The following is a 13,336-nucleotide window of genomic DNA, read 5'->3' as shown; positions in this document are numbered from 1 at the left end:
GCGGACATTGCTTTTGACAATGCGCAGCCGACTGGACCTGAAATGGTCTCATAGTCCCGGCGAGATGGGAAATATCACGATCGCATATGGTTATGCGCGTTGAACGGCGCGGGACCGCGTGCTCATGAGAGGCACGCGGGCGCTGCAGCGGAGAATCAGAAGGTGGTCCAGTCGTCGCCGGGCGGGGTGGCTTTCACTGCCACGGTTGATGCGCGTGGCGCGGTCGAGGCGGCAGGCTTGGCGCTCGTCACATGCGCGGGCGATGCCGAGGTCGGCGCGGCGGACGCTCTGGCGGGAGCCGACAGCTTCGGCTCCGCGCGCGACGATGCCGACGCAGAGTGCAGTGCCGTGCCGATTTCGCGCATTGCCGCTGCCGTTGCGGCTGCTTGCGGCGCCGCAGCCGTCGCCGTAGCCGTCACTCTCCGCGCCGCGACCGCAGCCGAATTCTGCACGGCAACGTCCCCACTATTCACGCGAAACGCGCTCACTGTGTCACGCAGACGCCCCGCCTGATCCTGCAACGAAGCCGCTGCGGCGGCCGCCTGCTCGACCAGCGCCGCGTTCTGCTGCGTCACCTCATCCATTTGCGTGACGGCGCGCCCGACTTGCGAAATGCCGCTGCTCTGCTCTTCGGATGCCGCCGCGATCTCGCCCATGATGTCGGTGACACGCTGCACGGCTTGCAGAATTTCGCCCATCGTCGTCCCGGCTTGCTGCACCAAGGTCGAGCCGTTATGCACGCGTTCGACCGACGCGCTGATCAACTGCTTGATCTCCTTCGCCGCCGTTCCCGAGCGCTGCGCGAGGCTGCGCACCTCGCCCGCGACGACCGCGAAACCGCGGCCCTGCTCACCGGCGCGCGCCGCTTCCACGGCCGCGTTCAACGCAAGAATGTTGGTCTGAAAAGCAATGCCTTCGATCACGCCGATGATGTCCGCGATCTGCCGCGAGCTGTCGTTGATCTCGCCCATCGTGCCGATCACGCGGCTCACCACGTCGTTGCCGCGCGTCGCGATTTCGGACGCGTTATGTGCGAGTCCGCTCGCCTGCCGCGCGTTGTCGGCGTTCTGCTTGACCGTCGCGGTGAGTTCTTCCATGCTCGCCGCTGTCTCCTGCAACGAAGCCGCCTGCTGCTCGGTGCGCTGCGACAGATCGCCATTGCCGGCGGCGATCTGCTGCGTCGCCGACGCAATGGATTCGGCCGAGCGACGAATCTCGCCGATGGTCCGCTGCAAACGGTTCTGCATTTCATGCATGGCCGCCATCATGCTGGTCTTGTCCTGCGGACGAACCTCGACCACCTGCGTCAGATCGCCTTGCGCGATACTTGCCGCAAGCCGCGCCGCCTGGTCAGGTTCGCCGCCGAGGCTCGCACGCACGTTGCGGATGATCAGCACCATCGCCAGCGAGATGATCGCGCCGATCACCAGCACCACAGCCAGGTGGCCGAGCAGCGTCTCGTAGTACACCGTGTCGATGTCCTTGATGAACACGCCGCTCGTGATGTTCCAGTCCCACGGCGCGAAACGCACCACGTAGCTGATCTTCGGCACGGCCGTTTCGCTGTGCGGCAGGCGTCCGCGATACTCCGCGAAACCACGGCCGCTTGCCTTGGCCGCGTCGACGATCGCCACGTAGAGGAGCTTGCCGTCCGGGTCCTTGAAGTCGCCGACCGGCTTGCCGGTCATTTGCGGCAACGTGGGATGCATCAGCACGACGGGCTTCGAATCCATCACGAACAGGTAGCCGGATTCCCCATAGCGCATGGTCGAGAGACGGGCGAGCGCTTCGCGCTGCGCATCGGCCTCGCTCAGCTTGCCGCTTTGCGAGAGCGCGTAATAACCGCTCACGATGCCCTGCGCGGCATCGACCAGATTCACCATGCCCGCCTTGCGCTCGGCCAGCATCGTGCTGCGCGTTTCGACCGCGCTCCACAGCCCGACGCCCAGCAGCCCCAGCCAGACGAGCGCGAGCGACAGCCATAGTTTGCGATTCAAACTCATCCTGCTCATTGTTGTGGTCTCTCTCGTGTGATTCGTGTTCCGTTCGCAGTCGCAGGCACGCGACTGCGTATCGCGCGCAAACGATTGCTATAGATATAACGGCAAGACAAACGGGCAACTTGAGAGACGCTGCAAGGAAACCAGCCGCCTGGCGAGGGCGGCGTGCGTGCAGGCAGATCACACGCGCTGAATCGTTCTCTGACCGATAATCCGAGGCTGCGGCCGCACCTTTTAGCGGCACATTCCATTGCCAGAGAGAACGCCCATGTACGTCATCGACCTTACCTACACCGCACCGCTCGAACGCGTCGACGACGCGCTGGAAGCCCATCGCGCGTTTCTGACGCAGCAGTTCGAAGCAGGCGTGTTCGTCGCCGCCGGGCCGAAAGTGCCGCGCGACGGCGGCATCATTCTGGCGGTGCGCATCGAGCGCGACAGGCTGGACGAGATTCTCGCCAGCGACCCGTTCGCGCAGCAGAACCTTGCGCGTTACGAGGTGACGGAGTTCAAGGCGACGCGGCTAGCGCCCGGATTGAATTTGCCGATGCCAGCTTGAGTCTTGAAGCGCAGAGGAATCTGAAAAACGGACGCGTGATATGACACGCGTCCTTACGGCTGCAGGCGTCAGTCGAGCAGCAGCTTGATGTCGTGCACCCACGGCGTTGCGCCCTGGCCGTCGCGCGCGAACAGACGCAGCTTGCCGTCCGTATCGAACACATAGCTCGCTGCTGTGTGATCCATCGTGTAGCTGTCAGGCGTCTTGCTCGGCACCTTCGCGTAGTAGACGCGGAAGTCCTTCGTGATCTTGGTGAGCTGCGCCTGATCGGCCGGACGCAAGCCGACGAACGTCGGGTTGAACGCCGGCACGTATTGCGCGAGCAACGCCGGCGTATCACGATCCGGATCGACGGTGACGAACAGCACCTGCACGCGCTTCGCGTCTTCCGGGCCGAGTTGCTGCAACGCCTGCGAGAGCTCGGCCATCGTGGTCGGGCAAACGTCCGGGCAATGCGTGTAGCCGAAGAACAGCACCACGACCTTGCCCTTGTAGTCCGCCATGCTGCGGAGGTGGCCGGCCGTGTCGGGCAGCGAGAAGTTGCTGCCGAACTGGGTATTGCCCGTGATGTCGAGATTCTGGAACGCCGGCGGCTGCTTGCCGCAGCCTGCGACCAGCGAGGCGCCACCGAGCGCGCAAGCGATCACGGCAGCACGCGCCATGCGCGCGAAGCGGTTATTGAGCATGGTATTACGCGCCGATCAGGACGCGCGCATAGTGGTCGATCAGCAGCGCAGCGAATAGCAGCGAGAGATAGACGATCGAATAACGAAAGGTCTTGCGCGCCAGATCGTCCGAGTACTCGCGATAGATCTTCCACGCATAGGCAAGGAACACGGCGCCCAGCAGCACGGCCGACGCGAGGTACACCGCGCCGCTCATGCCGGAGATGAAGGGCATCATGGTGACCGCGAACAGGATCACCGTGTACAGCAGAATATGCAGGCGCGTGTACTTCTCGCCGTGCGTGTTCGGCAGCATCGGCAGGCCGGCGTTTTCGTAGTCTTTGCGGCGATACAGCGCGAGCGCCCAGAAATGCGGCGGCGTCCACACAAAGATGATCAGCACCAGGATCCAGGCGTCGCCGGGCACGTGGCCGGTGACCGCGGCCCAGCCGAGCGCCGGGGGCATGGCGCCCGAGGCGCCGCCGATCACGATGTTCTGCGGCGTGGCAGGCTTGAGCAGCAGCGTATAGATAACGGCGTAGCCGACGAACGTGGCCAGCGTGAGCCACATGGTGAGCGGATTGGCGAACGTGTAGAGCGTCCACATGCCGAGGCCGCCGAGCACGGCCGAGAACAGCAGAATCTGCGTGGTGGTGATTTCGCCGCGCGCGGACGGGCGCCACGAGGTGCGGCGCATCTTGGCGTCGATTTTCTGCTCGACGAGGCAATTGATGGCGAACGCCGCGCCGGCCAGCAACCAGATGCCGACGGTGCCGCCGATCAGGGGAGTCCACGGCACCATGCCAGGCGTCGACAGAAACATGCCGATGACGGCGCAGAACACGGCGAGTTGCGTGACGCGCGGCTTCGTCAGGGCGATGTACTGGGAGACCCGGCTACCGGGCGTTTGGGAGAGTGTTGTGCTGTCCATGTGGAGTCACGCTGGCGCGGCATCGCGCGCAGGGAGCACGGCGCGGCCGGGACGGCTATAAGCGATCCGAAAGTTTAACATAACGAGCAGAAGCAGCAGGATCGCGGCCCCGCCGTTATGCGCGACCGCAATGGGCAACGGCCATTGCAGAACGATGTTCGACAGCCCGGTGATGAACTGGATCAGCACGACCAGCAGCACGCCGTTTGCGGGCCGCCGCAGCGACTCGAAGCGGCGCAGTTTGAGCGCGAACCACGCCAGATAGGCGACCACGACGATGGCGAATGTGCGGTGCGTCCAGTGGATCGCCACCAGCGCATCCTGCGTGATCATGTCGCCGTCGCCGGTCATGCCGAGCGCGCGCCACAGGTGGAAGCCGTGCGCGAAATCCATCGGCGGGACCCATTGGCCGTTGCAGGTCGGGAAATCCGTGCACGCGAGCACCGCGTAGTTCGTGCTGACCCAGCCGCCCAGCGCGATCTGCGCGATCAGCAGCACGAGACCCGCGATCGCCGCCGCACGCCAGCGCGCGGCCTCGGGCTCGTAAGCGGGCAACGGCGTTTGCCGCGCGGCCAGCCAGCCGAGGGTGCCCAATAGCGCGAGCCCGAGCAGCAAGTGTGTCGTCACGATGATCGGTTGCAGCTTCATCGTCACGGTCCAGGCGCCGAACGCGCCTTGCACCAGAATCAGCAGCAACAGCGAGGTCGGCCACCACGGCGATACATGCAGCGGGCGTCGCTTGATACGCGCCGTCCACGCGATGAGGGTCTGCGCGATGATCAGCACGCCGATCGCCATCGCGAAGTAACGGTGGATCATTTCGATCCAGGCCTTCGTCATGCTGACCGGTCCGGTGGGCATCGCCTGATGTGCGGCCGCGATCGCCGCATGCGCGATGAACGGCGATGATGTGCCGTAACAGCCCGGCCAGTCCGGACAGCCGAGCCCGGAATCGGTGAGCCGCGTAAAGCCGCCGAACATCACCAGATCGAGCGTGAGGAAGGTGGTGAGCCAGACCAGCTTGCGGAATTTGTTGTCGTCGGCCTTGACCCACACGTAGGACAGCGGCAACAACGCGATACACAAGCCGATCAGAGCCAGTTGCAGTACGAACATCTCTCTTACCTATATTGCGGCGTCAGCCGATGCGCGACCATTTGAGCAGCTTGGTCAGGTCGCCTTTGATCTTGCCGGGGTTCGGATCTTTCGGGAAACGCATCATCAGATTGCCGTTCGGATCGACCAGGTAAATGTGGTCAGTGACTTTGGTGCCGCTATCCGTTGGCAGCCACGCGGACACCTGCGCCGGATCGGCGATCATCATGTCGGTGTCGGGGTAGGCCTTTTGTATCACGTCCGCGACGTTGCCTGCATCGGTGCGCAGCCATACTTCCACGACGCGCTCGCGTTCCGGGCCCTGAGCTGCGCGGATTTGTCGCATGAAGTAGAGCTTGGTGACGCACGCTTTGTCGCACGCGCTGTTGTCGACGGAAATCATCAGCCAGTGGCCGCGCAGCGTGGCGAACTTGACGGGCTTGCCATCCTCGCCGGTGACCGTGAGCGAATCGGGAATCGGGCGTTGCGGTTCGACCAGCGTGCCGTAGCTCGTGGTGCCGCCGGTCGGCCGGATCACGTAGTACGTGAAATACGACACGGCGATCGGTGCGGCGCAGATGATCGCCACCAGTAGCAGCATCCAGCGGCCGCGTTGCCACGAGCCTCTGCCGTCGGGTTGGCCGGGCGTGGCTTGAGACGTTGAGGGTTTGCCGGCTTGCGGCGAACGGGGAGATTGCGTCGACACTACTGGACCTCTATCAATGATTTGCGCGGCTTGTGACTCGAACCCTGGCCACAGACCGCATGTGCTGCGTTACACGCCCGGCGCGTGCTCTTTCTTCGCGGCGCGGCGCGCGGCATACAGGCCGAAGACCAGCGCCGCGGCCGCCATGCCCCACCACTGGAACATGTAGCCATAGTTGCGTTCGACGCCGCTAGTCGGCGCGGGCCAATCGCGCACCAGCTTGTCGCCGTCGTCGCTCAATTGCTGAATCACGAACGATTGCAGCGGCAAGCCGGTTTCCGCGGCGTACGCGGCGACATCCAGATTCTGACGGATCAGTTGATGCTCGGCCGAACCGCCCTGCCCCAACTCGTAAGCGCGCGACGCGTCGGCCCGCGCAATGCCTTCGATTTCGATGTCGCCTTGCGGCGTGGTGTACGGCGCGATGGTCTCGCGGTTGTTCATATTGCGTGGCAACCAGCCGCGATTGACCAGCACGTAACCACCGTCGGCCAGTTTAAAAGGCATCACGACGTAAAAGCCCGGCTGATCGTTATATGGACGATTATCGAGGTAGACGACCTTGTTCGCGACGAAACTGCCACGCGCTTTCACGCGATGAAACTCGATGTCCTTCAACTGAACCGGCGCGGCGCTCACCGGTTGCGCGGGCGCATTCTCGAACTGCGTGATGTGCGCTTCGAGCGCTTCCTTCTGATGCGCGCGGTCGCGCTGCCAGAAACCCAGCCGCACCGTCACCACGATCACCAGCAGAATCAACAGCGCGGGAACGAGGCGGAACTTCATCGCGCACGCTCCAACGTCGCCCGCGACGTCACGGGGAACGCACGGCAAACGCAGGCTCGCGGTGCGATAATAAACGTCTTGCCTCTGCGCTTCCTGGTTTCAGCCGGTTCCATGCACATTCTCGTTCCCATCGCCTTCGTCCTGATCATCGCCAGCATGGTGTCGGCGCTGTACTTCATGATGCATGACAAGGGAAAAACCAAGCGGATGGTCTGGTCGCTCGCCACGCGGGTGGGCCTGTCGATCTCGCTGTTCCTGTTCATCCTGTTCGCTCACTGGATGGGTTGGATTCAGTCGACCGGTATTCCTTACGGGCGCTGAGCCCGGCGGAAAAATCTCCACGCCGCCAAACAAAACGCCGCCCTGACAGGGTCGAGGGCGGCGCTGCATAGGTCTTTGCATACTGCTCGCGCGCCGCGCCCCGAAAGGCGTGGCGCACATGGCCTGCACACATTCCGGCTTGCCGGTCGGCGCAGGCGGGACTGCGTTACAGCCAGTACACGACGACGTACAGCCCGAGCCACACGACGTCCACAAAGTGCCAATACCAGGCCGCGCCTTCGAACGCGAAGTGATGCTCCGCCGTGAAGTGACCGCGAATCATACGCGCCAGCACGACCGCCAGCATCGTGCCGCCGAGGAACACGTGGAAGCCGTGGAAGCCGGTCAGCAGGAAGAACGTCGAACCATACACGCCCGACGACAGCGTCAGATTCAGTTCGTTGTACGCGTGGAAATATTCAAAGCCTTGCAGGAACAGGAAGCAGACGCCGAGCACGAGCGTTGCAGCCAGCCAGATGATCGCTTTCTTGCGATGATCTTCACGCAACGCATGGTGCGAGACCGTCAGCGTCGCGCCCGAGGAAAGCAGCAGCGCCGTGTTGATGGTCGGCACCGGCCACGGCTGCATCGACTTGAAGGTCGAAACCAGCGCTGCCGGACCGTTGTTCGGCCACACCGCCGAGAAATCCGGCCAGATCAGCTTGTAATCAAGGCTGCCCAATTGATGCAGCGCGATCTCACGCGCATAGAACAGCGCGCCGAAGAACGCACCGAAGAACATCACTTCGGAGAAGATGAACCAGCTCATGCTCCAGCGGTACGACTTGTCGACGTTCTTGCCGTACATGCCGCCTTCCGACTCGGCGATCGCGTCGCCGAACCAGTGCCACAGCGTGAAGAGCAGCCACAACAAACCGGCGACGACGCCGATCGGCGCCCAGTCATGTTCGTTGATCCAGGCCGCAAGCGATCCGAGCATGACCAGCAACCCAACGGCGGCGCTAATCGGATGCCGCGACGGATGCGGTACGAAATAGTACGGGCTCTCGTTTTGACCGCTCATTCTTGATTCTCCACTTCAGTCCAGTTGTTCCGGAATCTCCGGCTGTATCTTCGGCGGCGCGTCGATACCGCACCGCTTCGCTCTAATTCGTGGGCGCTGTTCGCCCGATTCTACGTGTGCGTCTGGCACTTCACCCTACTACGGCCCGTACGATCAGAATCAGCACCACGATAAAAATTGCCGCGCAGATCAACGCTGCCGCGATCACGTGCAGCGGGTTCAACTGCGTGGCGTCCGCCTCCAGATCGCGACGCTTGCGCACCCCGAAAAACGACCAGAGCACCGCACGCATCGACTGACCAAAACTGCTCTTGCGCGGGCTGCCGCCGTTATCGCTCATCTCTTTTCTTCTTCCTTCGCCTGCGGCGCGAGCCGTCAGGCGGGATTGGCGGCGGTGGCCGCCGCGCGTGTATCCGTATTGGCCGTGGGTGCTGCGCTTCCGGCCGTCGCCGCTGCCGGCGTACTCAACTCAAAGAACGTGTACGACAACGTGATCGTTTTCACGTCTTTCGGCAACTTCGGATCGACCACGAACACCACCGGCAGGCGCTTCGTCTGATTCGCCGTCAACGTCTGCTGCGTAAAGCAAAAACACTCGATCTTCTTGAAGTACTCGGTGGCCTGCTTCGGCGCGTAGCTTGGAATGGCTTGCGCCTGAATCGTGCGCGCCTGTTCGTTGCTCACCTCGTACATCACCGTCGTCACTTCGCCCGGATGCACGTCGAGACTGCGCTGCTCCGGCTTGAAACCCAGCGGGCCGCGCGCGTTCGCATCGAATTCGATCGAAATCGTGCGGCTCATGTCGACCTGCGTATTCTTCGCCTCGCGCACCGTGGCGTCACGCTGTACGAGGTTGTTGATGCCGGTGATCTGGCAGATTGCGCGGTACATCGGCACCAGCGCGAAACCGAAACCGAACATCATCAACGCGACGATGAACAGCTTGATCAGCATCGAACGGTTAAAAGAGCGGTCGGCCTGAGCCGGCGGTTGCGTCGACATCTCAATCCTCAACAAACCTGCACACAGACTTGGATCAGTCCGTCAGGAAAACCACTTCTGATGGATGATGACGCTCGCGAAAAAGACCGCGGCGATTACGAACATCACAAAACCGATACGCCGGTTGCCTGCACGAATCTGTTCCGGCGTACGTCTTTCCAGTGAATTGCGCGTCATGCTCGACTTTCTGAATACCTGCTTTCGTGACTACCGGTCGACAGCCACCGCTTAGGCGGCTGTCAGGTTCTGGTGGCGATATTACTTGCGGCACCAGAACCCGCTACCTCACCAACTACCGGTTACTCGACGGTCGGCGGGTTTTCGAACGTGTGGAACGGAGCCGGGCTCGGCACGGTCCATTCGAGGCCCGTTGCGCCGTCCCACGGCTTGTCGCCAGCCTTTTCTAGTTCGCCGCCACCACGGTAGGCCGGCAGTGCAACCGCGAACAGGAAGTAGACCTGCGCCAGACCGAAGCCGAACGCGCCGATCGAGATGACCTGGTTCCAGTCCGTGAACTGTGCCGGGTAGTCAGCATAACGACGCGGCATACCTGCGAGGCCAACGAAGTGCATCGGCAGGAACGCGAGGTTGAAGAAGAACAGCGATGCCCAGAAGTGGATCTTGCCGCGCGTTTCGTTGTACATCCAGCCGGTCCACTTCGGCGCCCAGTAGTACCAGCCGGAGAACAGCGCGAAGAGCGAGCCCGCCACCAGCACGTAGTGGAAGTGCGCGACGACGAAATAAGTACCGTGATACTGGATGTCGAGCGGGGCCATTGCCAGCATGAGACCCGACAGACCACCGAACGTGAACACGATCAGGAAGCCGACCGCGAACAGCATAGGCGTCTCGAAGCTCAGCGAACCGCGCCACATCGTCGCGACCCAGTTGAACACCTTCACGCCCGTCGGTACGGCGATCAACATGGTCGCGTACATGAAGAACAGCTGGCCCGTCACCGGCATGCCGGTTGCGAACATGTGGTGCGCCCACACCATGAACGACAGAATCGCGATCGACGAGGTTGCGTACACCATCGAGCTATAGCCAAACAGCGGCTTGCGCGAGAACGCCGGAATCACCTGCGAGACGATCCCGAACGCCGGCAAGATCATGATGTACACCTCGGGGTGCCCGAAGAACCAGAAGATGTGCTGGTACATGACCGGGTCGCCGCCGCCTGCCGCGTTGAAGAACGACGTGCCGAAGTGGCGGTCGAACAGCACCATGGTGATCGCGCCTGCCAGAACCGGCATCACGGCGATCAGCAGGTAGGCGGTGATCAGCCACGTCCACACGAACATCGGCATCTTCATCAGCGTGAGGCCGGGTGCGCGCATGTTCAGGATCGTCACGACGATGTTGATCCCGCCCATGATCGACGAAGCACCCATCAAGTGGACCGCGAAAATCGCGAAGTCCATGCCCGGGCCCATCTGCGTGGAAAGCGGCGCGTAGAGCGTCCAGCCCGCGGCGGTCGCGCCGCCCGGCGAGAAGAACGAGCCGACCAGCAGGACAGCCGCCACCGGCAGAAGCCAGAAGCTGAAGTTGTTCATGCGGGCAAAAGCCATGTCCGATGCGCCGATCTGCAGCGGCACCATCCAGTTCGCGAAGCCGACGAAAGCCGGCATGATCGCGCCGAACACCATGATCAGGCCGTGCATGGTGGTCAACTGGTTGAAGAACTCGGGACGCATGATCTGCAGGCCCGGTTCGAACAGTTCTGCACGGATCATCAGCGCCATCACGCCCCCGGAGAGGAACATGGTGAACGAGAAGATCAGGTACAGCGTACCGATGTCCTTGTGATTGGTTGCGAACAGCCAACGACGCCAGCCATGCGGCGTTTCGTGGGCATGGTCGCCGTGCACGTGTTCGTGGCCTGCGACTACATCGTGTCCGATGCTAGACATGACAATCTCCTAAAGCGAATACTGCGGTGCTGACCATGAACACGTCAGGCAGCCGGGCTGATCTGAACACGCCGGGCTTCTTTCGCGTCGCTGCCGCCCGTGATCGTTTCCGGCTTCTTCAAAATAATATGGTCTTCGGCAATGCCGGCTGCTTTCAACGCGTCGCGCACGGCTTCGGCGCGGCTCTTCGCGAGCTTCGCGTTGAGGTCGGCGGAGCCGGTGGCGTCGGTGAAGCCCGACAGCGTGAATTTCGCGTCCGGATGCGCCTTCGCGTAGGCCGCGGCTGCGTCGACTGCGGCTTTCGCGTCGGCCGGCAACGTGCTCTTGCCGGTTTCGAAGTAGATGCTCGCCGGCAATGCTGCTTGCGTTGCCGCGCTGTCCGAAGCTGCCGGTGCCGCCGCTGCCGCGCCCGAGGCGCCGGATGCTGCCGCCGCCCCCGAAGCCGCTTCTGCGCCGCTCGCCGCTGCGCCTGCATCGGCCAGATGGTTGCCGCCTTCCGGCAGCTTGCCGTTACGGGCGTCCGCAACCTGCTTCGGCTGGAGAATGTCGCCGGTGTGGTTGCCCCACGCGTTACGTTCGTACGTGACCACCGAAGCGATTTCGACGTCGTTCAGCGTAGGCGCCCACGACGGCATCGCGTTCTTGCCCTTCAGCACCAGGCTGACGTGCTCGGCGATCGCGCCGTTGGCGATCTTGCTGCCGTCGAGCGCCGGGAATGCGCCCGCGCCCTTGCCGGTCGGCTGGTGGCAGACCGCGCAATTCGCCGCGTAGACCTTGCCGCCGCGCTCCATCAGCTCGGCCATGGTGTAGGTCTTGTTCGGATCGTCCTGGCCGGCGGCCATTTTCTTCTTCTGCGTGTCGACCCACTTCGCGTAGTCGTCGGCGGACAGCACTTCGACCACCACCGGCATGAACGCGTGTTCCTTGCCGCACAGTTCGGTACAGAAGCCGCGGAATGTGCCGACCTTCTCAGCCTTGAACCACGTGTCGCGCACGAAGCCCGGAATCGCGTCCTGCTTCACGCCGAAAGCCGGCACGTACCAAGAGTGGACCACGTCGTTCGCGGTGGTGATGATGCGGATTTTCTTGTCGACCGGGACGACCAGCGGATTGTCGACTTCCTGCAGATACGTGGTGGAAATCGGCTCACGGCCATCGGTTTCCGCACGCGGCGTGGCCAGCGTGGACAGGAAGTTGATGCCTTCGCCCGGGCCCTTCACGTAGTCGTAGCCCCATTTCCACTGATAGCCGGTGACCTTGATGGTGACGTCGGCGTTCGTGGTGTCTTTCATCGCGACCACCGTCTTGGTGGCGGGCAGCGCCATCAGCACGACGATGATGAACGGCACGATCGTCCAGATGATTTCGACGGTGGTGCTTTCGTGGAAGTTGGAAGCTTTGTGGCCTTTCGATTTGCGGTGCGCAAAGATCGAATAGAACATCACGCCGAACACGCCGACGAAGATGACCAGGCAAAGAACCAGCATGAACATGTGGAGGCTGAAAAGCTCCTCAGCGATTTTCGTCGCAGGCGGCTGGAGATTGATCTCGTTGACGGCAGGGCCGCCCGGAACATCGCCCACTGCCAGGGCCGCGCCGGCGAAAAGCAGTCCGCTCATCGCCAGCACGCCCATGAGGGCTCGCTTGATTGTTTTCATAGCTTCCTTACCCAAAATTTCCATTCAAACCCTCGACCCCGCTGGCAGGTTGCCTCGCGCTCCCCGTGAACGCCGCGCGACTCCACGCGTCTAAGAAAACGTCTGGGTCGCCCCAGGTTTTCTTCCCCCTTGGAGGGCCCGGCGCCAAGCGCCAGGTTTGGGGGCCCCTAACAACGCGTGAGCCACATACGCAATTCGCCTGCGAACTGCGCGCGCCGATACTGCGCGAGATGTTGCCCGATCATGATCGTCTGCCCGCGCGAGACCAGTTTGATCCGGTCACGCGGTGTTGCGCCCGCCTCGATCCGCACCCAGCGCGGATTGAACTCGAACTGCGTAAGCTGCTCGGCGCTGACCTGCTCGATGACGAGCCGGTTCTGAAACAACCGGATACGCTCGTAATCCACAGCATGACGCGCATATATGGCAAACGCGATGCCCACCGCCAGCAATTCGACACCGGTGAACGGCAACACCAGCCAGGCGCCGACCAGAACCAGCATGAAAGCAATTGCCAACGAGAACAACGCAAGCGACACGTAGAAACATACGAACTGCCGCGGCGATATCGAACAGTTGCGTTTCATCGTCCAGTCTTTGAGAACTGGTTCTGAATCCGCCAGCAGATCTGATGCTCCCATCGCTGCCTCCCGCCGATTGTCTCCAATCGCCGCCC

General features: G+C 62.6%; 15 protein-coding genes. 2 read left to right on the top strand and 13 right to left on the bottom strand.

Going from position 1 to position 13,336, the window contains the following annotated elements:
• Nucleotides 1-155: 155 nt before the first annotated feature.
• Nucleotides 156-2,012, bottom strand: a complete 1,857-nt coding sequence (locus P0D96_RS08190; RefSeq protein WP_408312885.1) for a methyl-accepting chemotaxis protein — start codon at nt 2,010-2,012, stop codon at nt 156-158.
• A 256-nt stretch (nt 2,013-2,268) separates the two neighbouring features.
• On the opposite strand from P0D96_RS08190, the gene P0D96_RS08185 reads away from it, so the two are divergent.
• Complete coding sequence (locus P0D96_RS08185; RefSeq protein WP_408178262.1) at nt 2,269-2,559, top strand: YciI family protein; 291 nt, start codon at nt 2,269-2,271, stop codon at nt 2,557-2,559.
• Between the two features lie 68 nt (nt 2,560-2,627).
• On the opposite strand, the gene P0D96_RS08180 is transcribed toward P0D96_RS08185, so the two are convergent.
• From P0D96_RS08180 to P0D96_RS08160, 5 genes are all read right to left on the bottom strand, one after another.
• Nucleotides 2,628-3,245 (bottom strand): SCO family protein, encoded by a 618-nt coding sequence (locus tag P0D96_RS08180; protein ID WP_408312881.1) that lies wholly within the window; start codon nt 3,243-3,245, stop codon nt 2,628-2,630.
• A gap of 4 nt (nt 3,246-3,249) precedes the next feature.
• Nucleotides 3,250-4,155: a heme o synthase gene (gene cyoE / locus P0D96_RS08175; protein ID WP_408312878.1), complete on the bottom strand. Its 906-nt coding sequence runs from the start codon at nt 4,153-4,155 to the stop codon at nt 3,250-3,252.
• Nucleotides 4,156-4,161: 6 nt separating this feature from the next.
• Nucleotides 4,162-5,271, bottom strand: a complete 1,110-nt coding sequence (locus P0D96_RS08170) for a COX15/CtaA family protein (RefSeq protein WP_408312875.1) — start codon at nt 5,269-5,271, stop codon at nt 4,162-4,164.
• A gap of 22 nt (nt 5,272-5,293) precedes the next feature.
• Nucleotides 5,294-5,956, bottom strand: a complete 663-nt coding sequence (locus P0D96_RS08165; protein ID WP_408312872.1) for an SCO family protein — start codon at nt 5,954-5,956, stop codon at nt 5,294-5,296.
• Nucleotides 5,957-6,025: 69 nt separating this feature from the next.
• Nucleotides 6,026-6,742 (bottom strand): SURF1 family protein, encoded by a 717-nt coding sequence (locus P0D96_RS08160; RefSeq protein WP_408312869.1) that lies wholly within the window; start codon nt 6,740-6,742, stop codon nt 6,026-6,028.
• Nucleotides 6,743-6,853: 111 nt separating this feature from the next.
• Here P0D96_RS08160 and P0D96_RS08155 point away from each other — a divergent pair, with 111 nt between their 5' ends.
• Nucleotides 6,854-7,063: a twin transmembrane helix small protein gene (locus P0D96_RS08155; protein ID WP_007179452.1), complete on the top strand. Its 210-nt coding sequence runs from the start codon at nt 6,854-6,856 to the stop codon at nt 7,061-7,063.
• Nucleotides 7,064-7,229: 166 nt separating this feature from the next.
• Here the strand turns inward: P0D96_RS08155 and P0D96_RS08150 are convergent, their stop codons facing one another.
• The 7 genes from P0D96_RS08150 to P0D96_RS08120 all read right to left on the bottom strand — a co-directional run bounded on the left by P0D96_RS08150 (nt 7,230) and on the right by P0D96_RS08120 (nt 13,301).
• Nucleotides 7,230-8,087: a cytochrome c oxidase subunit 3 gene (locus tag P0D96_RS08150; RefSeq protein WP_132376152.1), complete on the bottom strand. Its 858-nt coding sequence runs from the start codon at nt 8,085-8,087 to the stop codon at nt 7,230-7,232.
• A gap of 130 nt (nt 8,088-8,217) precedes the next feature.
• Nucleotides 8,218-8,427: a DUF2970 domain-containing protein gene (locus P0D96_RS08145; RefSeq protein WP_132376153.1), complete on the bottom strand. Its 210-nt coding sequence runs from the start codon at nt 8,425-8,427 to the stop codon at nt 8,218-8,220.
• A 35-nt stretch (nt 8,428-8,462) separates the two neighbouring features.
• A complete protein-coding gene (locus P0D96_RS08140) occupies nt 8,463-9,089 on the bottom strand; it encodes a cytochrome c oxidase assembly protein (RefSeq protein WP_132376154.1) in 627 nt (208 codons plus the stop codon).
• A 42-nt stretch (nt 9,090-9,131) separates the two neighbouring features.
• Nucleotides 9,132-9,266: a cytochrome oxidase small assembly protein gene (locus P0D96_RS08135; protein ID WP_243658215.1), complete on the bottom strand. Its 135-nt coding sequence runs from the start codon at nt 9,264-9,266 to the stop codon at nt 9,132-9,134.
• A gap of 122 nt (nt 9,267-9,388) precedes the next feature.
• On the bottom strand, nt 9,389-11,002 hold the full coding sequence (gene ctaD / locus P0D96_RS08130) for a cytochrome c oxidase subunit I (protein ID WP_106282189.1): 1,614 nt from the start codon (nt 11,000-11,002) through the stop codon (nt 9,389-9,391).
• A 44-nt stretch (nt 11,003-11,046) separates the two neighbouring features.
• Nucleotides 11,047-12,684 (bottom strand): cytochrome c oxidase subunit II, encoded by a 1,638-nt coding sequence (gene coxB / locus P0D96_RS08125; RefSeq protein WP_408178256.1) that lies wholly within the window; start codon nt 12,682-12,684, stop codon nt 11,047-11,049.
• A 143-nt stretch (nt 12,685-12,827) separates the two neighbouring features.
• The gene (locus P0D96_RS08120; protein ID WP_132376156.1) at nt 12,828-13,301 is read right to left on the bottom strand and encodes a DUF2244 domain-containing protein; all 474 of its coding nucleotides are present in this window, start codon (nt 13,299-13,301) and stop codon (nt 12,828-12,830) included.
• Nucleotides 13,302-13,336: the final 35 nt, after the last annotated feature.

It is taken from the genome of Paraburkholderia sp. RL17-347-BIC-D, from assembly GCF_046027915.1.
In the GTDB taxonomy this organism is placed as follows: Bacteria; Pseudomonadota; Gammaproteobacteria; order Burkholderiales; family Burkholderiaceae; genus Paraburkholderia.
The sequence above is the reverse complement of the archived record's forward strand: the minus strand, read 5'-3'. Positions and strand labels throughout refer to the sequence as shown.